Below are 21,672 nucleotides of genomic sequence, written 5' to 3'. Positions count from 1 at the left end.
TGCTCTAACCATCTCGAAGGGAGAAAATTATGTTTGATCCATACAAATTACAACTTGACGACTTAAAGAACCGGGATCCCAAATATCTGGAAACTATTTTTTCAATCGGCAACGGTCATTTCGGTTCCCGCGCCACCGATCCGCTCAAGCCGACCCATAACGGCGGTACGGTCATCAACGGCTTTTACGAAAGCAGCCCGATCATTTACGGCGAACAGGCTTACGGCTACGCCAAGAATCATCAAACGATCATTAATCTGCCGGATTTGCGCAGCATCCAGATTGCGGAAGGAGACGGCCAGTTCTTTGCGACTGAGCAGCTGATTAGTCAAACACTGAATCTGAAAACCGGTATCATGACGACGGAGAGTACTCTGATCAGCCCCAGCAGCCATCGGATTCGTTTGACCCTGCAGGCGATTCTTGGCCAACACCGGCAGCAGGCGGCGGCTTTTCGATACACTTTAACCGCCCTGAACTTTTCCGGACCAGTCCGGATGGCAAAACAACTATGGTTGGATGCGGCGGACACCCAATCCGATGATCCGCGCCTGGCCCGCAGTGTGCAAACCTTGAATTTTACGCACAGTGCCAACGAAAACGGACAGCAAGTTGTTGTCACTACTGACCGAAGCCAACTCCAGACGGGGATAAAAATCGACGCGCCCGCGAAATGGGAACTGACCCTCGACGAAAGCATCAGCAGCTCGTTTGACGTTCTGGCAGCAGTCGGACCGATCGTGGATGCGGCAGCTGCGTATCCGGAGCTTGCTCTGCCTGAATCATTTGACATCCTGGCCGAAGATGCCCAAACCTATTGGAACAAGACCTGGGCGAACGGAAATGTGGAAATCACGGGGGATGACGCGCTTGCTCAGGGTATTCACTACAACCTTTTTCAACTGAACGCTTCCGCTGGCCGGGACGGTCTGACGAATATCGCGGCCAAAGGAGTCAGCGGCACCGGCTATGAGGGTCACTACTTTTGGGATACGGAAATGTACATGCTGCCGTATTTCACGTTGACTAATCCGACCATTGCCCGCAGTTTGCTGGCGTACCGCTATCATGTGCTGCCAGCGGCTAAAAAACGGGCGCGCGAACTCGGTGTTGATCACGGTGCTTTATTCGCCTGGCGCACGATCAATGGGGAAGAAGCGAGTGCCTACTATCCTGCCGGCACGGCTCAATATCACATCAACGGCGATATTGCCTATGCCATTGGCCAGTATTTTGCGGCGACGAGAGACTTTGCTTTCATGAGAGACATGGGTTTCGAGATGCTCCTTGAAACAGCAAAGTTCTGGGCAAGCTTCGGGTCATGGTTCACTGTTCGCGGAGAAAGCTATTTTGGCTTCTTTGACGTCACCGGACCTGATGAGTACACAGCCATCGTCGACAATAATTTCTACACGAATAAAATTGCCCAGCACAACCTGCAACTCGTGGTGGCGGTGGCCCGGGCGTTTGAAAAAGCCGGCCAAGCGATCCCGCTCGGGGTCACTGAAAGCGATCTGACCGAGTTAGCCCGCATCGCCAAGGGCATCTATCTGCCCGTCGATGACGCCCTCAAGATCCATCCCCAGGACGACAGCTTCCTCAAAAAGCCGCGCTGGCCGTTTGCAACAACGCCGAAGGACAAATACCCGCTGCTGCTGCATTTCCACCCGCTGACCATTTATCGCTATCAGGTCAACAAGCAGGCCGATACGCTGCTGGCGGATTACTTGTTCCCGGACAGCATCAGCGATAGTCAGACCCAGCGCGATTATGCATACTATGAGCCTGTAACGACCCATGATTCATCCTTGTCCCGAGCCATCTTCAGTGCTGTCGCCGCACGGCTGGGCATGGCCGGCAAGGCGTATGCTTACTTTACCGACACTGCCCGCATGGATCTGGTTGATCTGCAAGGGAACGCCGCCGACGGGCTGCATCTCGCGAACCTTGGCGGCAGCTGGTTGTCGATCATCACCGGGTTTGCCGGCGTGAAATACACCGGCGCACAGTTATCTGTGACCAACCATCTGCCGGAGCAGTGGGAATCGTTGGTCTTTATCATTAATTATCATGAGCGGGTACTGAAATTTACGCTGACCCACGGGACTACGACGGCCAGTTTGGAGTTTGGTGCACCAACCAACGTCGTAATTGATGGGCATCAGACATTGGTGTCTTAGACGATATAGAGAACCGGCCGTTATCCCATGTTCATTGTGAACACGGATACCGACCGGTCTTTTAATATAATACGTATTATATTAACACTTACGGCGTTTGTCCGCCGCCTTGATTATTACTGTTACTGCTGCTTTCAGCCGGCGGGGTGGTCGTACCGCCTGTTCCACCGGTATTGGTGCTCGACGAACTGGCTGCGCCGCCCTGACCTTGGTCGGTACCGGTGCCGGTACCGTCTTGTCCTTGATCCGTACCGGTGCCCGTTCCGGGCTGGTTCTCAGTCGTACTGCTGGAGGCCGACGATTCTGCCCCCGGACCAGTGCCGGACGATGCGCTGCTGCTGGAACTGTTCTGGGCTGACCCATCTTCAGCGGCGGAACCGTCATTACGCTGGCTTTCCGAACTGGAGGAAGACCCCGGTGTCACAGTGGCCGCTGGTTGGGTCCCGCGGATGTAGAGTTCCTGACCAGAGCGGACGACATCACTGGGTTTCTTCCAATCGGTGTTGGTCTGCTTTTCAGCCAGATAACTCATGATCTGGCGATAGAAGAGGATCGCCGTGTTTTGTTCACTGCCGGCGAGGCCGCGTTTATTAGCCTGATCATATCCGGTCCAAATGGCGACAGAGAAGTGGCGGGTGTAGCCGGCCATCCAAGAATCCCGCACGGTATTATTCAATGCGGAATTATTGGCCAGAGTCGTGCTGTCGTAGTCGGTAGTCCCGGTCTTGCCGGCTTGATAGAGGCCGCTGATATTGGCCGCAGTGGCCGTGCCGCTAGTGAAGACGCCCTTGAGCATATCAGTGATCATGTATGCCGTGCTGGCCTTCATAGCCTGGCGGTGGGCGGCAGAATACGTATGGTCCACGCCGTCGGCCGTCGTGATTTTATTGACGTACTGCGGTTCGTAGTAAGTGCCGCCATTGCTGAAGGCACTGTAAGCAGAAGCAAGTTGAAGCGGAGAAACGTCGCTGCCGATGCCGACGGATAGACCGGCCGTGCTGGGAATCTTGATGCCTAAACCGCTGGCAAAGGTAGATGCCCGGGATAGACCGACTTTCTCCAGCGTCCGAATTGCCGGCACATTCCGGGATTGGACCAACGCCTGACGCATGGTCATTTGACCCATGTACTGGCGGTCCCAATCGTACAATTGAATGTCCGTCCCCGGATAGGTGTAGGCGGTATCGGATACCGGTTCGCTGGTTGGCCAATTCAGATATTCAATTGCCGGTCCGTAATCCATGATCGGCTTCATCGTTGAGCCATTGCTCCGGTCCGCGGTGACGGCTCGGTTCAAGGCCAGGCGCACATTGCCGAGTTTCCGTCCGCCAAGCATCGCCACCACCTGGCCGTTGTTCGGATTGGTAATGGCCACCCCGGTTTGCATTAGATTGTTGGTAAATACTCCGCCATCCGCGTTGGCCAAATCATAAAGCTGTTTCTGGACATCATAATCCACATTGGTATAAATCTTCAGATTATCGATGTAGGGGTTATAGCCCTTGGCCTTGACGTCATCAATGACCTGCTTCAAATACGGGTCCAGCACTAAATCCGTGGTATCGTTGCTTTGGTGGCTTTCCTTCGGCTGCAAGCCATCAGTGATGGCCGTGGCCTTCGCCGCGGCGCCTTGCTGGGCGGTGATTTTCTTATTAGTCACCATGGCATTCAGCACCTGATTGCGGCGGTTGGTCGCCTTACTGGGGTCCTTGTATGGATCATAGGACTCCGGCGCCTGGGGCATGCCGGCCAGGGTAGCAGTCTGGGCGATGGACAGCTGGCTCAAGTCCTTATTGAAATAATATTTCGCCGCGGTGGCCATACCATAAATGCCATTGCCCATGTACACTTTGTTAATGTAGAATTCCAGCACCTGATCCTTCGAATAATCCCGGGTCACTTTGAAAGACAGCCAGGCTTCCTGGGCCTTGCGCCGCAACGTCTGATCTGATGCTTTAGTGGAGAAAACGGTCAATTTGACTAACTGCTGGGTAATGGTACTGCCGCCCTGGAGCGAATCGGTGGTCACGTTGTTGACGAAGGCGGAGGCGATTCGCAGGGGATCCACGCCCAGAAATTCCTGGTAGAAACGGCGATCCTCGATGGACACCACGGCATCCTTCAATTGCTGGGGAATCTTATCTCCGGTGACGTAAGTCCGGTTTTGACTGCCCAAGCGGGTGAGCTGCTTGCCATCAGCGCCGTAAATGATGGAGGAGCCGCCGCTTTGCAGATCATCTTGGGTAATGGCCGGGGCGTCCTTCGCGTAGTACGCAAAAAGCGCCGTGCCGGCCAGCAGCACGGTGACCAAAAGAATTGCCAGCCACTTGAAAAAGCGGCGGATCGGATGCCGTTTTTTCGGCTGGTGCTGCCGCCGTAATTCAGGTTGTTCTTTATCACTCATCTAATTTATCGTTCCTTTATTTTTGTGCTTCTGTCCGGGTAATCAGAGCATCCACAGCGTCAAGATAGGGAATTGGCGGGGCAAAGCCGACAGTCAGCTCAAACCCGGCGGCAGCGACTTCTTTGCGCGGAATCGAGTGCCGGCCTTGATACTGGTCCCAGTAAGCCAGCAGCGTCGTCGCCGGAAAGAGATAGACCGTCTCAGGATCCGCAAACTGCATCAGCGTAAAGCAGATGCCGTCTTGGGCCAAGCACCGGCGAAAATGATCGATCTGGTGCTGGTGGTAGTTCTTCAAGGGAAAGGACTGTTTATTCTTGGTTTGTTTGGCTTCGAAGTCCAGATAGTAGCCGCGATACACCCCGTTGTAATCGGTGGTGGAGGGTGTGCGGAAATAGGCTTCTTTGATCACGGCTTGGGAACGGGCGGGATAATCCACATGCACAATTTGCACGGGCGTGGGTTTCTTATACACCACAGCTTGATCATGAACGCGATAATAGTCGTTGCTTTCATTGATCGCGTCCTCCAGCCGCATGCCCCGTTTGCCGAAAATTACATGGTCATTCTCGTTTTTTTTCACCGGCGTCGGAGAATCTTGCGCTGGCGCGAGATATTTCTTACCATTAGGGTACGAGATCGTCATCGATAACACCTGCCTGTGAGCTTATTATACCAAGTCGCGGGCATAATTTGTACAGGAGAAGGGAACGAGAGTTTGGAACGTGTGTGGATCACGGGTTACCGCAGCTATGAACTCGGCGTTTATGGCGCTCAGGACCCGAAACTCAAAGTAATTAAGTATTTATTAGATCGTACCCTGCGCCGGTATGTCGACGACGGCTTGCGCTGGGTGATCACCGGCGGCCAGCTGGGCGTCGAGCAGTGGGCTTTGGAGACCGCCCTGGCCATTAAAGCCGACATTGGCTTGCCCAAAGCGGCAATGATGCTGCCATTTGCGGATTTCGGGCAGAAATGGAACGAAGAAAATCAGGGCCATTTGGCGGCCCTGAAAAGTCAGGCGGATTTTTCCGCTAGCGTCACCTCAGCGACCTACCAAAGCTGGCGCCAGTTGCAGGCATACCAGCAGTTCATGCTGGGCCATACCGACGGTGCCATCCTGATTTACGATACGGAGCAAGAGGGCAAGCCGAAATACGATTACGACATTATAACGAAATACCAGGAAACGCGGCCTTATCCGCTGGAATTAATCGATTTTTATACATTGCAGGATGCCGCCAATGAGTATGAGGAGAGCCAGCGGCCGGATCAATGGGACGAATAAGGACATAAGAAATCCCGGTTGCCTTTCTCTCACCCCGGCACTTTGCTATACTGAAAGGGACAACATACTTGCTGTGGGTTTTTTAGTTGAATTACGAGGTGGATAAGAATGGATAATCGGAATAATCAAGCACAAGCCGGGCAGGGCGGGACCAATGCGCCGCAAAACCGGCGGTTGAACCTGACCCCGACGGATATTGTGAATCAAGACTTTGGTCATAAGATGCGCGGTTATGACGTGGAAGAGGTCGACAATTATCTTGATCTCGTCATCAAGGACTACGAAACATATAATGAGCAGATCAAGGCCTTTCAACAGGAAAATAACCGGTTGAAGTCCCGGATCGATGAACTGACGAAACAGATGAATGCCCAGGGCGGTCCGGCTGTGGCCGGTGCCGCTAATCCGGGCAGCAATGTTTCAAATTACGATATTTTGAAGCGGATCTCTAATTTGGAACGGCACGTCTTTGGTGCCAGCAAGGCCAACACCACGCCGAGTATGCCGCGCTCTTATACGGCGCCGCGGTTCTCCGCACCGCAGCCGCAACAGCCGAATCCATCGGCCGCGCCGGCGGGTTATGGTCCGGCACCTAAACCAAGCACGGAACCGTCGTTCGCCAGCGGCAGCCCGTTTCAAGAGTCCAGCCAACCGCGGCCGACTCAGCAGCAAAGCGGTCAACCGCAGCAGTCCGCGGCGCCCCGCAATGAACCAAATCCCTATCAGGGCGGCGGTACGCAATACCGCAACTACGGTCCGGCAGCCAATAATGGCGGCCAGCCCGCCCCGCAACCGAATAATGCCCCGTACGGTAATCCGCGTCCCAGCAACCCAGCGCCCCAAAACGGACCGGAACAGCCGGCCAATGGTGAAAACAACGGCTATCGGCCGCAACAACCCCAGCAGTAAAGCCAGTGGACACCGGCATACCAATGGTGTATGATAATTAATCGTGGTCTTGAGTAATCGCGGTCAAGTTAGCTTGGCTGAGGAAAGTCCATGCCCGCACAGGCTGCGATGCCTGTAGTGTTCGTGCGTCGCCCAATAAGCGGCGGTACGCTTCGGCGTAACGGCAAGACTTAAGCTAAGGGTCCTCGGATCTATGCGGCGGTCTTTGAAAGTGCCACAGTGACGATCCCGTTTGGAAACAGACGGGTTGGAACGGGTAAACCCCGCGAGCGAGTAACCCAAACTTTTTGGTAGGGGCGTCCCATGAGGGAACTGAACTGGACATGGGAGCACTTCGGTGCAGATAGATGATTACTGAAGAGACGGCCGACACCCGTCTTGGAACGGAACATGGCTTATAGAGACCACATGTCAGCGACTGGTTCAGAGCGATCTGCCAGTCGCTTTTTGTATAGAGAGAGGGCGAAAGCGGCCGCTCAGAAGCGTAGGCGTAAGACAAAGCGGGCCGAAAACCCGCCCTTAGGTTTTTGGCCCGCTTTGTCTTACGCCCTAGCTTCTGGCCGCTTGAGCCCGTTTAAGCGGAGGAGCCCTAGCTTCTGTCGGCCGAAGCCCGTTTAAGCGGAGGACACCTCTTCGAACGCCGTGCCAAGTGCTCCGCAAGCTGAAAAGCCGTCAACCCTAATCCAGGAATAAATAATCTACTAAATAAAAACCGATCAACCAGCAGAGGAGAAACACAAAAAAATATGGCAATAAAATACAAATTAATGGCCGCCATGGCCGGCGGTTTCGAAGCCGTCACCGCCCGAGAACTGATGGATATGGGCTACCAGACCCACAACGAAACCGGCCGGGTGGCTTTCGAAGGCACCATGGCTGACGTTTACCGCACCAATCTCTGGCTGCGCAGCGCAGATCGCATCTTGATCGTGCTGAAAGAATTCAAGGCCCTGACTTTTGACGACTTGTTTGAAAGTGTCAAAGCCTTTCCGTGGGAAGATTGGCTGCCGATGACGGCCCATTTCCCGGTCACGGCCAAGGCGGTCAAGTCGAAGCTGCACAGTGAACCTGATATTCAAAGTATCGCCAAAAAGGCCATCGTGGAGCGCTTAAGCACCTATTACCACCGGCGCACGCGGCTGCCCGAAACTGGCTCGACCTACCACATTGATGTGCGGATCACCAAGGATGAGGTCCGGCTCACGCTGGATACCACTGGTGAGAGTCTCTTCAAGCGCGGATATCGGGCAGAATCCGCCGGCGCTCCGTTGAAGGAAAATTTTGCGGCCGCGCTGGTGCTGTTGACCCGCTGGCACCCGGAAGACATGCCGTTTTTGGACCCGACCTGCGGGAGCGGCACAATTCCCATTGAGGCGGCGTTACTGGCCCGAAATATTGCCCCCGGCATCCAGCGGCACTTTGCCTTCGAAGAATTCCAAGTCTTTGATCCCCAAGAATTTGCGGCCCAAAAAGAACAAGCGGTGGCCGGCCAAAAGAATGATCCGCTGATGATTTTCGGCCAGGATATTGACCAGAACATGGTCGAGCTCTCCCGCACCAACGCCCAGAAGGCGGGGGTACTGCACGACATTCGCTTCAAGCAGCTGGCCGTCAAGGATTTCAAGACCAGTGTGCCAAACGGGGTGATTGTCGCCAACCCGCCATACGGGAAGCGGCTTTCTGATGCGGCTGGCGTCCATGAGCTGTACAAACAAATGGGCGACGTGTTCCGGCCCCTGACTACCTGGAGCAAATACTTTCTGACCAGCGATCTGGCTTTCGAAAATCTGTATGGGGCTAAGGCCACGAAGCGTCGGAAACTTTACAACGGCGCGATGCGGGTCGATTTCTTCCAGTACTGGGGCAAACCGGATTGGAAACAACCCAAGGCCCTGGTCACATCGTTAAGCGACCCGGTAAAGGAAGACTAAAGCCGGGCTGGATTTCCCTATTCTCATCCCTCAGCGTGGTATAATAAAGCTACAGTGATATCGGTTACACCGATGCACTGCAATCGTTTCGAAAGGGTGGATGAGATTATGGCACATCGTCAAGATCTTCAAGAAATTTCTACTATTCTCGACCAGTCGCTGCAAAATGAGGCACCGGTCAAGATCAAGACCATCGACCACCGGACCTTGGGTGGTATCGTGACGGGCTTTGAAAATGGGACTGTGAAGCCCTACTTTGAACGGCGCACCGTCTTCCTTAACACCCGAAAAGGCATGAAACGGATTAAACAATATGCGATTCAGCAGGTCCTTGCTCAATAATTTGTGACTAAAACCAAAGACGCTGTACCGGCCGTTGTGGGGTCGGGCAGCGTCTTTTTATTTTTCTGAGCCGCTGGGGCGGCGAGGTGCGCTATAATCGAAGCATAGGAGTGATTACGATGGCAAAGAAGAAGCAACGCGAAGCGCGGCACCAGGCAATTGTGGATATGAACGACTTTTTATTCAATTACGCGCATAAAACATTGCCGGACGTACCTTTGGACCAATTGGCCGAAAAAGTGATCAGCGCGGCCAAGCCGGATTTGAAGGGGTTGGACGGGTTGTTCCATGATAACGGCATTGGCCGAGAGGATAATTTCTATGCGATCGGCCTCGGATTCGTCAAGGATTATTATGATCTGGGCGGCGAACAAGCCAAGCAGGAGACGGACAAACTGGCCGAAGAAGCGCTGGATTACCTCGGCGGGCACAGCAGCGACTTTGTACGTTGGGAACATTAAGCAGTGATGCAAAAAGCGCCTCGGCAATTAAATTTGCTGAGGCGTTTTGCATTATTGGGCGTACTTTGCTGCTAGGTCTTGATAATCCTGGGTCCAGATAATGGCCATGGCGCCTTTACCGGTATGCACCCCGATCACCGGGCCGATAATACTTTGATCAACTTGGACTTGCGGGAAGGAATCCTGCAGGTCCTTGACCCATTCAGCCTTCATCTTCGGTTCATCAGCATCGAAGACCGTGACCCGGACTGGATAGTCCACATTTGCGATCGCATCACCAAAGTCTTTTTTAATATGCTCAAAGGCCTTCTTTGCCTGACGCTCCTTGGCAATCGCCGTGATCTTACCAGCGCCCTGGATATCAATGGTCAAAATCGGCTTCACTTTCAGCAGCCCGCCGATCGTGGCCGAAACACCGCTCAAGCGGCCAGTCCGACGCAGATGGGCCAGATCGTCCACCATGAACCGGACCCCCATCCGGTCACGCATCACTTCCAGCGCCTTTTCCACAGTATCCAAATCATGGCCCTGTTCCAGCATCGTCGCCGCCAGCAGATCCATGTAGCGCAGTCCGGCACAGGTGATGTGAGAATCGTAGGTCACCACTTTAATGGTGTTGAAGTGTTCTGCGAACGCGCGCAGATTGTCCACAAAGGACGAAATGCCGGAGGACAAGACGATACACAGTACGTTGTCGTACCCCTCGGCGGCTAATTTCTTGAAAGTCTCTTCCATTTCGCCCAACGCGGGGAACGAAGAAGTCGGCTGGACCGGATCGGATACCAGCCGGTCGTAAAAGTCAGTGAAAGAAATGTCGATCAGGTCGCGGTACGTGTTTTCTCCCCAATGAATCGTGACCGGGACGACGGTAATGTGGTGCTTGGCCGCTTCCTCGGGGGTCAGGTAAGCAGTGGAATCAGTAACAATAGCTGTCTTCATAGATGTAAGCCCCTTAGTTTAGAATAATTGCAGTACATCATTGATTTTACCATGCTTGGCCAGAAAAACTGGCAAAAACCGGTTGACTTACTTTAAGTAAGCATGATAAAGTCTTGATAACGCTAAAAACAAGGTGGTAAACAATTTTGAATGATCAAGTTTTGACAACCCTGAAGAACCGTCGCTCCATCTATCAATTGGGCAAGAACGTCAGCCAGAAGCCGGCAGACATCGTTAAGCTGGCTGAGGATATTATTATGGATTCCCCGACTGCCTTCAACGGTCAAACGGTACGCGCCGTCTTCCTATTCGGCGCCAGCCACGACAAGCTCTGGGACATGACCGGCGCTCGCTTGAAGAGTGAAGTTCCGACTGAAGAGGCGTACCAGCGCACCCTCGACAAGATCAACGGCTTCAAAGGCGCTTTCGGGACGATCCTGTTCTTCCGCGATCAAGACATTGTCACCCAGGAAGAGAACGATTTTGTCCTCTACCGGGACAACTTCCACGATTGGGCCGAACAAGGCCAGGGCGGGGCGCAGCAAGCCATTTGGGCCGCTTTTGCGCAGAACAACATTGGCGCCAATTTGCAGCACTACAACCCGCTGATTGATGACCTGGTAGCCAAGGAATTCGATATTCCCAGCAACTGGGTTCTGCGGGCGCAAATGCCGTTCGGTTCCATTGAAGGTCAAGCTGGCGAGAAGGAATACTTGGCCCGGGAAGACCGGTTCAAGACGTTTGGTTAATTAATCAATTGATCACTCCCCACAAGAGTTGAAAAAAGGCCGGCACGTTTGTCATATTTGGCAGGCGTGTCGGCTTATTTTTTTCGTTGCCGCTGCAGCGCCTGCTGGGCCAGCGCATGGGCCTGATGGGTTTCTTTCTCCGGCACCCATTTGGGGAAAACTAATTTAAAGCGATCAGTGACTGCCAGCAGCGCGGTCAGATCATCCCCGTAACCATGACTGTACCGTTTCTGCATGGCGGTCACCACGGCTTTAGAATCCGTGGTAAACTGAATAATGTTGTCCGCCAGGCCCAAATCGTTAAGAATTTGGAAACCGGCCAGAGCCGCGGCGAACTCAGCGGCGTGGTTGTCCCGGGCACTGATCACTCGGCTGATTTGCTTGGTATCACTGTCTTTTTGCCACAAAATCCCCGCCCCGGCCAGACCGTCGGGGGCGAAGGCGCCATCGGTTTGTAACCGAATCATTGCAAAAGTCCTTCCTTGATAAGGTATACTGTATTACGTATCTTAACACGAAAGCAGGGATTGCTTTGCAGAGCAAGCACCGCAAGTTGTACTACCAGCCTGGTATTCCGGTGACCATCATTTACTGGTCCCTGACGATTGGGCTGATCCTCATCGGCTGTATCTGGGAAATGGAGTCGGCCAACTTCCATTGGTGGGCATTTGCCCTTTGGATCCCCGGAGTACTGCTGGCGATTTATGGCATTCTGGCCAACACGGTGACCCTGAGCGATGCAGCGGATGAACTGATTTTTCGCCGGATCTTTTGGCTCAAACCGCGGACCGTGCGGCTGGTCAATGTGGCGCGGGTCGAAACCACGAAGATTACTCGCACGGTGCAGTACAAACACCCGCGGTATATGCGGCACGAGTTCATCTTTTTGAAAAAAGACCGGGCCCGTTTCGATGAGTGGACGCACGCGGTCCGCCGTATCAAGCGGCCGGACCAAGCAGAATAAGAAGTTTGCAGAAGGGAACGATGTTTAGTGGAAACTGATTTGGCGATTGCCCAAGAAAATGAAAAAAACGAGATCAAGCCAATTACAGACGTTGCCCAACAAGTCGGCCTGAGTACCGATGACATTGAAGTCTATGGCAAATACAAAGCAAAGCTGTCCTATGCAGCGATGAAGCGGCTGCAGCAGCAAAAACAAGGCAAGCTGGTTCTGGTGACGTCCATCAACCCGACCCCCGCTGGGGAAGGGAAGTCCACCGTCACCATCGGCCTGGGCGATGCGCTGAACCAGATCGGCAAGAAGACGACGATTGCCCTGCGGGAACCAAGCCTGGGACCGGTCATGGGGATCAAAGGCGGCGCCACTGGCGGCGGTTATGCCCAAGTCGTGCCGATGGAAGACATCAATCTGCATTTCACCGGCGACATGCATGCGCTGACGACGGCCAACGACACCTTGGCTGCGCTGATCGACAATCACTTGCAGCAGGGTAATGAATTGAACATCGATCCCCGTCGGATTCAGTGGAAGCGGGCGCTGGACATCAACGATCGGGCGCTGCGCAATGTGGTCATCGGCCTAGGCGGCCATGCCAACGGCATTCCCCGGGAAGACGGCTTCGATATCACCGTCGCCTCCGAGTTGATGGCTGTGCTGTGTTTAGCGGATTCTTTGGCGGACTTGAAGCAGCGGATCGCGGCCATCGTGATCGGTTATACGTATGACCGCAAACCAGTCACAGTGGCTGACTTGGGCGTTCAGGGCGCCATTGCGATGCTCTTGAAGGACGCCATCAAGCCTAATCTGGTGCAATCCTTGGCCCATACCCCGACATTCGTCCACGGCGGGCCGTTCGCCAACATCGCCCATGGGGCCAACAGTGTGCTGGCTACCCGGGCGGCGTTGGGTACTGGCGACATCGCCATCACGGAAGCCGGCTTCGGTGCAGACTTGGGCGGGGAGAAATTCATGGACATCACCGCCCCGGCCATTGGCCATTTGCCCGATGCCGTCGTGATCGTCGCCACTGTCCGCGCATTGAAGTATAACGGCGGGGTCAAACTGGCTGATTTAAAGACGCCGGATGTGACTTCGTTAAAGTCAGGTTATGTTAACCTGCAAAAACACATCCGCAATATGCAGCGCTATGGCCGACCGGTGACGGTGGCCATCAACGTTTTCACCCAAGACAGCCAGGCAGAGATCCAGACCCTGCAGCAGCTTTGCGCCGCTGACGGCGTCCAAGCCTTCCCGACCACCGTCTGGGCCGACGGCGGGGCTGGGGCCAAGGCGTTAGCGCAGCATGTGGCTGAATTGGTGGACGAAAAGACAGAATTTCTGCCGTTATACGCCAATACCGATGACGTGGAAAGCAAACTAACGACCATCGCCCAGACCATTTACGGGGCGAAAGACGTGGAGTACAGCGTCGCGGCGAAGCGCGACCTGCGCCAGATCAAGCGCAACGGCTGGGAAGCTCTCCCAATTTGTGTCGCCAAGACACAATATTCGCTGTCCGACAACGCGAAGGTGTTGGGCGCCCCCACTGGCTTTACCCTGCATGTCCGTAATTTGGTGCCGAAACTCGGCGCGGGCTTCATCGTGGCGATGACAGGCGACATTTTGACCATGCCGGGTTTACCGAAACATCCGGCCGCACTGGATATGGATGTGGATGATAATGGCAAGATCACAGGTCTTTTCTAAACTCTGGTGGCTGTATAGCCTCCTGATCGTGGTACTGGTCGTCATTGGCGATCAATTGTTAAAAAAGTGGATCGTCGCTAACGTGCCGCTGAATACGGCCAAACCGGTGATTCCTGGGGTGTTCTCCCTCGCCCACGTGCGCAATGACGGCGCGGCTTGGAGTATCCTTTCTGGCCGGCAGCCGTTTCTGATCGGGATTACCGTCATTGCCCTGGTGGTGCTCGGTTATTTACTGTTCCACTACCGGTACTCAGCCTTTCTTACCATCGGCATTAGTCTGATGATCGCGGGGGCAGTGGGGAACTTCATTGACCGGCTGCGTCAGGGTTATGTTGTGGACATGTTCCAGCTCGACTTCATCAACTTCCCGGTGGCTAACGTCGCCGACATTGCCATGACCGTCGGGGTAGCGCTGCTGTTCATCTATCTGCTGTTCCTAGATAAGGGGAGAAATTCATGACTGCACCAATTGACTGGACCGTGACCGCTGCCGGGGCGCAAGCCCGGATTGATAAAGCGCTGGCAACGGCCTTGGCCGATCAGGACATCACCCGGTCCCAGATTCAGAAATGGATCAAAGAGGGCCGCGTGACCGCCGCCGGCCAGCCGGTGAATGCCAAGGCAAAGCTGGCCGAGGGCACCGTGGTGACCGTCACGCCGTCTGCGCCAGCACCCATTGCAGCGGAACCCGAGGACATTCCGTTGGACATTGTCTACGAAGACCACGATGTGATTGTCGTGAATAAACCTCAGGGAATGGTCGTTCATCCCGCGCCCGGGCACCATCATGGCACGCTGGTCAACGCCTTGCTGGCCCACGGTCAGCTAGCCACGATCAATGGCGCCATTCGGCCGGGCATCGTGCATCGGATCGACAAAGATACATCGGGCCTGCTCATGGTGGCCAAAAACGACAAGGCCCAGCAAAGCCTGACAGCACAGTTGAAGGCGCACAAGAACGCGCGCAAGTATTTGGCCATCGTCCATGGTGTGATCCATGAAGACCAGGGTACGATTGACGCGCCCATCGCCCGCAACCCGAAAGACCGCAAAAAAATGGCGGTAGTCGTCGACGGCCGGGAAGCCGTGACGCATTTCAAAGTGCTGCGGCGATTCCGCCACTACACTTACATTCAGGCGGTGCTGGAAACCGGCCGAACCCACCAGATCCGGGTACACATGGCTTATATTGGCCACCCCGTGGCCGGAGACCCGTTATACGGGCCGGCCAAGACGCTGCCAGGGGCGGGTCAATTTCTCCACGCCGCCACGCTGAGCTTGACCCAGCCGACGACGGGGGAAGAAATGACGTTTTCGGCTGAGCCGCCGGAGAACTTTCGAGAGATGTTAAAATGGCTAGCGGAAAACGACGATTAAATAACGGGAAACGGTTGCATTTTCCTCCACACCGAGGTATAGTTTGCTTGTTAGGTAATGCACGAGACTATGGGTGTGTGGGGACTTAATTTGTGGAGAGAGTCTGGACAAACTGTCCAGGCTCTTTTTTTCGGCCTGATGCGCACTGAATCACGGTCAAAGACAAGTGCAAATGCTAACACATCAGACCACTGATCCGATATAATTTCGGTGATGAGCGAAATGAGAACAATAGGACATTGAGCAAACGCATGGCCCAGCCGTAGTTGGTAGGAGGCGCCGACATGATTCAATTGGAATTGATTAAGTTGTGGCGGCAAAACAAGCTGCTTCCCGGAATACTCGTACTGCTCATCTGTATGATCGGGTCCATTGAAGCATCCCTTTATTTTCAAAACCAAAGCGTTAACACGGCTATTCAATATAGTCAGACCAATTTGGCGATTTTTAAAGTCAGTGCAGACAAACGTTGGGCGGAAGGCTGGCTGCCGGATGTGAAAACTGACTACAAATCATACGAAAACCAACTGACCGATTTACAACATCGTAATCGATCTGCAATGACCACTGATGCCTTAACAAGTTACTCTACACCAACGCCGTATTTGTTATATACCGGTTTTGATATAACCCAAGGATTGCATGCCGGGGAAAACGAGGCCACGCACCAAGAACTGCTGTACCTGCACCGTTACCATATAGGATCTATGATTCCAGTCACTATTCGAACTAATCCGGAAACCGCTGGCACCAACAATATTCCAGCCAACGAAGCTGAAGTCTTTCAGAATCTCTCCACCCGCTACTACGAATGTGGCTGGTGGCAGATTTGGTTCTGGGCGATTGCCGGCGGTTTATTGGTTTCATTAGCCATTATCAATCTATTTTTCGGGGACATCCTAGCCAGCGAGTGGGAGGGATCGACAGACCGTACCCGCTGGCTGCGGCTGCAAAATGAGACCCATACCAAACTGATTCTGACCAAGTTGGCCGTCCATTTTGGGTTATCCTGCCTTTTGCTTGGCCTAGCGCTAGGGTTGTTCCTACTTTATGCCTGGCTGCGCACGGGTTTGGGCGATCTGCGCTATCCGGTACAAACTTGGGCCCTGGGTAAACGAGTGGTCTCTTTTTACAACTGGATGACCGCTAACGCTGAAGCCAACTACTTTTATCCGCTGCACATCGTTTTTATCCCTTTGGCCCGTTACCTTGGACAGTTGAGCGTTTTCTGGGTGAGTCTGCTGTTCTTGAATAGTACCGTAACACTCTTAGTGAATCGCATCTTGCACATTCGGCTGCTGGCACTGCTAACGATGGTGATCGTCCCGTTACTGGGACTCGTCTTGCCAACCAGTATCTACAATCCCTTCACATATTTGAAGGGGGATTGGGTCATTACCAACTATCTCGGATATCTGCTGAATCAGCGTGCGCCGGTATTTCCCTGGGTCGTCGGGATCATGATTGCCGCAGGCGCCGTGTGTCTCGGGTTGACTTTAGTGCCGTTATCGCACAGAGGGGGTGTTCATTTTGACTGACTCGATTTTTCAAATTCAGAATCTCAGTTTTGCGTATCACCGCCAAGTGATTTACGGTCAGGCCAACCTGACATTAACTGATCCGGGGGTCTACGGACTGATCGGGCCCAACGGAAGCGGGAAGAGTACCTTATTTAATTTGATCACGCGGTTGTTACGTCCGGCCAAGGGCACAATCTCGTTAGATGGCACAGTACTCACGCCCGCCCGGGTCTTCGCCAGCGTGGCTTATGCTCAAGACAGCAGTGTGCTCTATCCTTACCTCACCGGCCGCGATCATTTGCGTTTTGTAGCAAAGCAGCATGGCGTGGCGCGGGAACGAATCAAGCTGCTGAGCGACGAACTCGAAGTAACGGACTTCATTGATCGGCGCGTCGCCCGGTTGTCTTTAGGGCAAAAGCAGCGGCTGCTGATTGCGCTGGCGCTGTTGCCGGAATCGCGGCTGCTATTGATGGATGAACCGCTGAATGGACTGGATCCGGACAGCGTGATCATCATTCGGGATCTGCTGGAGGCATTCAAAACCAGCGACCAAATCGTCATTGTATCGTCCCATAATTTGGACGAACTGGATAAAGTTACAGATCGCTTGATTTTCAAAGTTGATCACGGTCTCTCGCTGGAAACCGTCGCCGAGGGGGCCGAAGCCCGGTATGCTAAGCTCTATCGCCACCCGCGAAAGAAGTTGGTGCACCATGCATAATTTACTGTTCTTTTCCTGGCTGCGCATCCGCCGGCGCTTATTCTGGCTCATGATCCTGGGCACGGCGCTGCTCATCAGCAGCGCTTTTTTCGGCATCACCAAATGGCAATTGCAGGAAGAGAACACGACTGTTGTGCGTCAGTTGGACCGCGGCAGTGACAGTTTGGGCATGGCACTGTATAATGTGCCGCCCAAACCGGCGAAAGTCCCGCCGGATCAAATAGTGTATTGGCAGATCATTGAGGCCAAGAAAGTATTATTGGTCGCGATGCACCGCGCCAGCCAGGCCAAAACGGCAGGAGATGAGCACGCTTTTTTGCGCCAACATATCGCGCTGTTGCAAGCCGCACAGAAGCTTAACCACTATCAGCCCGGTGTCGCCGCGGCATATATGTCATTGGATGCCCCGACCATCGCCAAAGAGCTGAAGCAGGACAAATTCCTCCGATCCACTGGCCAAACGCTGATTACCTCAACGTATTCCTTGGCGCCGCGGGCGCTCATCACGCGCCTATGGCAATTATTGCTTTGCCCGCCGATCTTAATTTTCCTGCTGGTCGGTCTGAACTGGCTTTGGCGGGACGACTTTGATACCAATGCCCATCAGTTCCTGTTAATCCATGTCCGTCACCGCCGCCAAGTGGTCAGCGAAAACATTGTCAGTACGGTGGCAGCGACCGGCGTCTTTGGTCTGGTAAGTACTGCGGTATTATGGATGCTCGGGGCGCTGTTTGGCCGTAACGAGGCCATTCGCTGGCTATACCCCCTCAGCCCGCAGGTCTCCTTAGGGCAGCAGGCCATCAGCCTGGCATTGTTTACGCTCCCGGCGATTGTCTGTTTGGCCGCGATCGTACAGGGTAGCACATTGCTGCTGCACCATCTCAGCACCCGAATTGCGGTGCTGGTCATCGTCGCGGCGGGCGGCACATTTCTGCCATTAGCCCCGCACTGGAATCCGTTTAACCAGCTGGGGCAAACCCTGCTCGCCTGGCAAACACCAGTCAATAACTGGACTGCTGGAATACTGCTTGGCATTGCCATTGTTCTCATGATGCTGGTAAGTATCCTCCTCAATCACCGCAATAACCGATTGGCGGATTGACGTCTACAAAAACTCGTATGATCCGATAATCACCATTTTCATTTGCCCTCGCATGTGCTTTTAGCTCAGTCGCCGTACAAATTATTGCATCCAATTTGTCAACATTACATGATGGAGGTGTGCCAAATGACCAAAACAACGAAACTGATCGTATGCGGGGTAATTGATGTCATCACAATTATCCTGTTGCTGTTTATCCCGAGTCTCATTTCCCTTTGGCTGGCTTTTAGCCAGCTTTCCCATGCGGCTGACCTTGGCGCGTTAGTGGTCTTGGTACTAACAATTGTTGGTACCGATACTGGTCTTTTGATTTTGCGCCACGATATCATTAAACTATTGTAATGAGTTGTTTTTCTTACCCAAAGAAGGCGCGCGACATGAATCATTCTGGGCATAGGCTAAATTGATTCTCGATTTGATTGAGGGGGAGTGGGAAATTGCGCCTATTACTGACTGGTGACAGCATCATCGCCCGGAAAGAAGGACTGGCTGAACCGCGGCTCAACGCCACGCTAAAATCAATGCACCCTGGCTGGCAAATCGAAAACACCGCTGTCTCTGGCATCAATTCTGAAGCGCTGTTAGTGCAGCTGCCTCAATTGGTTCTCCAGCGGCCGGCAGCCGATGCCGTCACCATTCTAGTTGGCACCAATGACCTGGCCCGAAATAAGCAGGTCCCGTTGGCCCGCTACCGGCAAAATCTTGCCGGCATTGCGGTGAGCGTGACCAAACAATACGCTCCGAAGCGGGTCATTTTCATTTCGCCGCCGGCAGTGGATGAGACCAAGCAGCGCATGCGGGACAACCAGTTGATCAAAGCGTATGCGCAGGGCATGGCCGCCACAGCAGCGGCATATCAGTGCCGTTATGTTGATTTGCGGTCCGCCATGATGCAAACCGGTCAATTATCCGAATTATGCCGGGGCAGCTTAAACGACGGCCTGCATTTTGGCCAGCCCGGCTACGACGTGCTGGCTCATTTAATTTCTGAGACTGTCACTCAGCGGGCTTAACATTTTTCGCTCCCGTTCACGCCGTCGAAGCATTGACATCCATCTCCCCGTTACGTATGCTGTATCTAGCATTCCTTTAAGGACTGGTCCTGTGAGGCTAGGAAGGTAACTCGGCATTGGCCCCTTATTCTCACGCGGAATAGGGGGCTTTTCTCATCTAAAGGAAGCCAAAAAACTTGGAAGAGGGCATTTATTGTGGCAGAGAATAAAGAAATCGTTGACGCGCAGGCCATGACCCGGGCATTGACCCGGATCACGTACGAAATTATCGAACAGAACCATGGGGTGGACGATCTGGTGCTGGTGGGGATCAAGACCCGCGGGATCTATTTGGCCCAACGGATTGCTTCCCGCTTAAAGCAGCTGGAACACGTCGACGTCCCGGTGGGCGATCTGGACATCACCAATTACCGGGATGACCGGGGCCGCCGCACGGGTCAGGATCCGGATGTGACGGCCACAGAAGTCGGCTTCCCGATCAATGGCCAAAACGTCATTCTGGTGGACGATGTGCTGTATACCGGCCGGACGATCCGGGCGGCGCTGGATGCCTTGATGGATCTGGGCCGGCCGAAGAAAATCGGTTTGGCTGTCTTAGTGGATCGCGGCCACCGGGAACTGCCGATTCGGGCGGACTTCGTGGGCAAGAATATTCCCACGTCACTGAACGAACGGATCCAGGTGCGGGTGAAAGAAATCGACGGCAGCGATGGCGTGGCCATCATCCAAGACTAGCGGAGGACACGACTGATGGCAGAGAAAGAAACCTACCATAACGACGATGTCGTCCTCGACATCCATGACAAGCCGCCCTTTGGTCACTGGGTCGGGCTGTCCATTCAGCATTTATTCGCCATGTTCGGTTCCACTGTGCTGGTGCCGATCCTGGTCGGGTTAGACCCTGGTATCGCGCTTTTTTCTTCCGGTGTGGGCACGCTGCTCCACATCATGATCACCAAACGCCGGATTCCGGCGTACATGGGCTCATCGTTTGCCTTCATCGTGCCGATGGTGGCATTAATGAAGACGGCCGGGTATCCGGCGATCGCCCAAGGTACGGTGGCCGTCGGTCTGGTATACTTAGTCGTAGCAACCATCGTGTATTTTATGGGGTCGGGCTGGATCGATAAGGCCTTGCCGCCGATCGTGGTGGGGCCGATCGTCATGGCGATTGGGCTGTCCTTAGCGGCCACCGCCGCCTCCGATGCCACGATGAACGGGAAGCAGTATGACTGGCGCTTTTTCGCCGTCGGTATGCTCACGGCCCTGATCACTGTCGCCTTCAACATGTACCTGAAGGGCTTTGCCAACCAAATCGCCATCCTGCTGGGCATCATCGCTGGGTATCTGATTGCGGTGGCCTTTGGCATCGTTGATTTCTCCGGCGTGATCAATGCGCCCTGGCTGCGGCTGCCGAATTTTGAGATCCCGTTCATTCAGTACCAGCCCAGTTGGCATATTGATGCCGTTCTGAGTATGGCACCAATTGCCTTTGTCACGATGACCGAGCACATGGGCCATATCATGGTGCTGAACGGCCTGACTCATCGGAATTTCTTCAAGGATCCCGGCTTGCACCGCACCTTGACCGGGGATGGGGTGGCCTCCATCGCCGCTGGTCTGCTGGGCGGCCCGCCGGTTACCAGTTACGGTGAAAACATCGGTGTCATGGCGATCACCCGGGTACACAGTGTCTATGTCCTGATCGGTGCCGGGATGTTTGCCATTCTGTTCAGTTTCATCGGCAAACTGGCGGCCTTAATTGAAAGTATTCCGTCTCCGGTCATCGGCGGGATCTCGTTCCTGCTCTTCGGCGTCATCGCCTCCAGCGGCTTGCGGGTTCTGATCGATAACCACGTGGACTTTGATAAGAAACGCAACCTGATGATTGCGTCCCTGGTCCTGGTTATCGGGATCGGTAATGCCCATCTGCAGCTGACCACCAGCAACGGGATCCTGGATTTCTCCGGGATCGCTATTGCCACAGTCTTGGGTATTTTATTGAATTTAATTCTGCCGGCGGAAGCCCGGAGTGAAAGGGCCATGGCGGAACAGAAAAAAGAAAGGTAAT

21 protein-coding genes, 1 other RNA gene and 1 pseudogene are annotated in these 21,672 nt (G+C 54.0%); 19 read left to right on the top strand and 4 right to left on the bottom strand.

The features are described 5' to 3' along the window. Window positions 1–29 precede the first annotated feature (29 nt). Complete coding sequence (locus H627_RS0101330; RefSeq protein ID WP_027827464.1) at window positions 30–2,180, top strand: glycoside hydrolase family 65 protein; 2,151 nt, start codon at window positions 30–32, stop codon at window positions 2,178–2,180. An 88-nt stretch (window positions 2,181–2,268) separates the two neighbouring features. On the opposite strand, the gene H627_RS16475 is transcribed toward H627_RS0101330, so the two are convergent. Beyond that, window positions 2,269–4,584 (bottom strand): PBP1A family penicillin-binding protein, encoded by a 2,316-nt coding sequence (locus H627_RS16475; protein WP_081674537.1) that lies wholly within the window; start codon window positions 4,582–4,584, stop codon window positions 2,269–2,271. Window positions 4,585–4,600: 16 nt separating this feature from the next. Further along, the gene (gene recU, locus H627_RS0101320) at window positions 4,601–5,227 is read right to left on the bottom strand and encodes a Holliday junction resolvase RecU (protein ID WP_027827463.1); all 627 of its coding nucleotides are present in this window, start codon (window positions 5,225–5,227) and stop codon (window positions 4,601–4,603) included. 72 nt (window positions 5,228–5,299) lie between these two features. Between recU and H627_RS0101315 the strand changes: the two genes are divergently transcribed. The 6 genes and pseudogenes from H627_RS0101315 to H627_RS0101295 all read left to right on the top strand — a co-directional run bounded on the left by H627_RS0101315 (window position 5,300) and on the right by H627_RS0101295 (window position 9,512). Continuing rightward, a complete protein-coding gene (locus H627_RS0101315; protein ID WP_027827462.1) occupies window positions 5,300–5,869 on the top strand; it encodes an SLOG family protein in 570 nt (189 codons plus the stop codon). A gap of 174 nt (window positions 5,870–6,043) precedes the next feature. After that, window positions 6,044–6,364 (top strand): annotated as a pseudogene (gpsB, locus tag H627_RS20575) (cell division regulator GpsB); the annotation flags it as partial. 459 nt (window positions 6,365–6,823) lie between these two features. Beyond that, window positions 6,824–7,181, top strand: an RNA gene (rnpB, locus tag H627_RS19545) — RNase P RNA component class B. A gap of 349 nt (window positions 7,182–7,530) precedes the next feature. Next, complete coding sequence (locus H627_RS16465) at window positions 7,531–8,709, top strand: THUMP domain-containing class I SAM-dependent RNA methyltransferase (RefSeq protein WP_051225076.1); 1,179 nt, start codon at window positions 7,531–7,533, stop codon at window positions 8,707–8,709. A gap of 108 nt (window positions 8,710–8,817) precedes the next feature. After that, window positions 8,818–9,051 (top strand): hypothetical protein, encoded by a 234-nt coding sequence (locus tag H627_RS0101300; RefSeq protein ID WP_027827461.1) that lies wholly within the window; start codon window positions 8,818–8,820, stop codon window positions 9,049–9,051. A gap of 119 nt (window positions 9,052–9,170) precedes the next feature. Continuing rightward, window positions 9,171–9,512 (top strand): hypothetical protein, encoded by a 342-nt coding sequence (locus H627_RS0101295; RefSeq protein ID WP_027827460.1) that lies wholly within the window; start codon window positions 9,171–9,173, stop codon window positions 9,510–9,512. Between the two features lie 51 nt (window positions 9,513–9,563). Here the strand turns inward: H627_RS0101295 and H627_RS16460 are convergent, their stop codons facing one another. Further along, entirely contained in the window at window positions 9,564–10,451 is an 888-nt protein-coding gene (locus tag H627_RS16460) for a DegV family protein (RefSeq protein WP_035439614.1), read from the bottom strand. Between the two features lie 146 nt (window positions 10,452–10,597). Here H627_RS16460 and H627_RS0101285 point away from each other — a divergent pair, with 146 nt between their 5' ends. Beyond that, window positions 10,598–11,200 (top strand): nitroreductase family protein, encoded by a 603-nt coding sequence (locus H627_RS0101285; RefSeq protein ID WP_027827459.1) that lies wholly within the window; start codon window positions 10,598–10,600, stop codon window positions 11,198–11,200. Window positions 11,201–11,274: 74 nt separating this feature from the next. On the opposite strand, the gene H627_RS0101280 is transcribed toward H627_RS0101285, so the two are convergent. Then, window positions 11,275–11,667: a reverse transcriptase-like protein gene (locus H627_RS0101280; protein WP_027827458.1), complete on the bottom strand. Its 393-nt coding sequence runs from the start codon at window positions 11,665–11,667 to the stop codon at window positions 11,275–11,277. Between the two features lie 65 nt (window positions 11,668–11,732). Here H627_RS0101280 and H627_RS0101275 point away from each other — a divergent pair, with 65 nt between their 5' ends. The 11 genes from H627_RS0101275 to H627_RS0101225 all read left to right on the top strand — a co-directional run bounded on the left by H627_RS0101275 (window position 11,733) and on the right by H627_RS0101225 (window position 21,671). Further along, complete coding sequence (locus H627_RS0101275; RefSeq protein WP_027827457.1) at window positions 11,733–12,164, top strand: EbsA family protein; 432 nt, start codon at window positions 11,733–11,735, stop codon at window positions 12,162–12,164. A gap of 27 nt (window positions 12,165–12,191) precedes the next feature. Continuing rightward, the gene (locus H627_RS0101270) at window positions 12,192–13,868 is read left to right on the top strand and encodes a formate--tetrahydrofolate ligase (RefSeq protein ID WP_027827456.1); all 1,677 of its coding nucleotides are present in this window, start codon (window positions 12,192–12,194) and stop codon (window positions 13,866–13,868) included. Next, window positions 13,843–14,328, top strand: a complete 486-nt coding sequence (gene lspA, locus H627_RS0101265) for a signal peptidase II (RefSeq protein ID WP_051225065.1) — start codon at window positions 13,843–13,845, stop codon at window positions 14,326–14,328. The genes H627_RS0101270 and lspA overlap by 26 nt, the downstream gene beginning before the upstream one ends. After that, window positions 14,325–15,245, top strand: coding sequence for an RluA family pseudouridine synthase (locus H627_RS0101260; RefSeq protein ID WP_035439612.1), 921 nt, complete (start codon window positions 14,325–14,327; stop codon window positions 15,243–15,245). The genes lspA and H627_RS0101260 overlap by 4 nt, the downstream gene beginning before the upstream one ends. Window positions 15,246–15,529: 284 nt before the next feature. Then, window positions 15,530–16,783, top strand: a complete 1,254-nt coding sequence (locus H627_RS0101255; protein ID WP_027827453.1) for a hypothetical protein — start codon at window positions 15,530–15,532, stop codon at window positions 16,781–16,783. Continuing rightward, a complete protein-coding gene (locus tag H627_RS0101250) occupies window positions 16,776–17,486 on the top strand; it encodes an ABC transporter ATP-binding protein (protein ID WP_027827452.1) in 711 nt (236 codons plus the stop codon). The genes H627_RS0101255 and H627_RS0101250 overlap by 8 nt, the downstream gene beginning before the upstream one ends. Continuing rightward, window positions 17,479–18,588 carry a hypothetical protein gene (locus H627_RS0101245; protein WP_027827451.1) on the top strand — a complete coding sequence of 370 codons (1,110 nt, stop codon included), beginning with the start codon at window positions 17,479–17,481 and terminating at the stop codon, window positions 18,586–18,588. Before H627_RS0101250 ends, H627_RS0101245 begins: the two co-directional genes overlap by 8 nt. Window positions 18,589–18,714: 126 nt before the next feature. Next, a complete protein-coding gene (locus tag H627_RS0101240) occupies window positions 18,715–18,930 on the top strand; it encodes a hypothetical protein (RefSeq protein ID WP_027827450.1) in 216 nt (71 codons plus the stop codon). Between the two features lie 95 nt (window positions 18,931–19,025). After that, window positions 19,026–19,601 (top strand): GDSL-type esterase/lipase family protein, encoded by a 576-nt coding sequence (locus tag H627_RS0101235; protein WP_027827449.1) that lies wholly within the window; start codon window positions 19,026–19,028, stop codon window positions 19,599–19,601. A 231-nt stretch (window positions 19,602–19,832) separates the two neighbouring features. Then, window positions 19,833–20,336, top strand: a complete 504-nt coding sequence (gene pyrR, locus H627_RS0101230; protein ID WP_051225075.1) for a bifunctional pyr operon transcriptional regulator/uracil phosphoribosyltransferase PyrR — start codon at window positions 19,833–19,835, stop codon at window positions 20,334–20,336. A gap of 15 nt (window positions 20,337–20,351) precedes the next feature. Next, window positions 20,352–21,671 carry a uracil-xanthine permease family protein gene (locus H627_RS0101225; protein WP_027827447.1) on the top strand — a complete coding sequence of 440 codons (1,320 nt, stop codon included), beginning with the start codon at window positions 20,352–20,354 and terminating at the stop codon, window positions 21,669–21,671. Window position 21,672 lies beyond the last annotated feature (1 nt).

It is taken from the genome of Schleiferilactobacillus harbinensis DSM 16991 (genome assembly GCF_000425885.1).
Lineage (GTDB): Bacteria > Bacillota > Bacilli > Lactobacillales > Lactobacillaceae > Schleiferilactobacillus > Schleiferilactobacillus harbinensis.
The sequence above is the reverse complement of the archived record's forward strand: the minus strand, read 5'-3'. Positions and strand labels throughout refer to the sequence as shown.

What these genes read in the sequence shown, in the direction of transcription:
- H627_RS0101280 (WP_027827458.1), bottom strand. Translation starts at nt 11,667, where the DNA reads ATGATTCGGTTACAAACCGATGGCGCCTTCGCCCCCGACGGTCTGGCC.
- H627_RS0101255 (WP_027827453.1), top strand. Translation starts at nt 15,530, where the DNA reads ATGATTCAATTGGAATTGATTAAGTTGTGGCGGCAAAACAAGCTGCTT.
- H627_RS0101260 (WP_035439612.1), top strand. Translation starts at nt 14,325, where the DNA reads ATGACTGCACCAATTGACTGGACCGTGACCGCTGCCGGGGCGCAAGCC.
- H627_RS0101240 (WP_027827450.1), top strand. Translation starts at nt 18,715, where the DNA reads ATGACCAAAACAACGAAACTGATCGTATGCGGGGTAATTGATGTCATC.
- pyrR (WP_051225075.1), top strand. Translation starts at nt 19,833, where the DNA reads ATGACCCGGGCATTGACCCGGATCACGTACGAAATTATCGAACAGAAC.
- H627_RS0101225 (WP_027827447.1), top strand. Translation starts at nt 20,352, where the DNA reads ATGGCAGAGAAAGAAACCTACCATAACGACGATGTCGTCCTCGACATC.
- lspA (WP_051225065.1), top strand. Translation starts at nt 13,843, where the DNA reads ATGGCAAGATCACAGGTCTTTTCTAAACTCTGGTGGCTGTATAGCCTC.
- H627_RS0101330 (WP_027827464.1), top strand. Translation starts at nt 30, where the DNA reads ATGTTTGATCCATACAAATTACAACTTGACGACTTAAAGAACCGGGAT.
- H627_RS16475 (WP_081674537.1), bottom strand. Translation starts at nt 4,584, where the DNA reads ATGAGTGATAAAGAACAACCTGAATTACGGCGGCAGCACCAGCCGAAA.
- H627_RS0101245 (WP_027827451.1), top strand. Translation starts at nt 17,479, where the DNA reads ATGCATAATTTACTGTTCTTTTCCTGGCTGCGCATCCGCCGGCGCTTA.
- H627_RS16460 (WP_035439614.1), bottom strand. Translation starts at nt 10,451, where the DNA reads ATGAAGACAGCTATTGTTACTGATTCCACTGCTTACCTGACCCCCGAG.
- H627_RS0101300 (WP_027827461.1), top strand. Translation starts at nt 8,818, where the DNA reads ATGGCACATCGTCAAGATCTTCAAGAAATTTCTACTATTCTCGACCAG.
- recU (WP_027827463.1), bottom strand. Translation starts at nt 5,227, where the DNA reads ATGACGATCTCGTACCCTAATGGTAAGAAATATCTCGCGCCAGCGCAA.
- H627_RS0101295 (WP_027827460.1), top strand. Translation starts at nt 9,171, where the DNA reads ATGGCAAAGAAGAAGCAACGCGAAGCGCGGCACCAGGCAATTGTGGAT.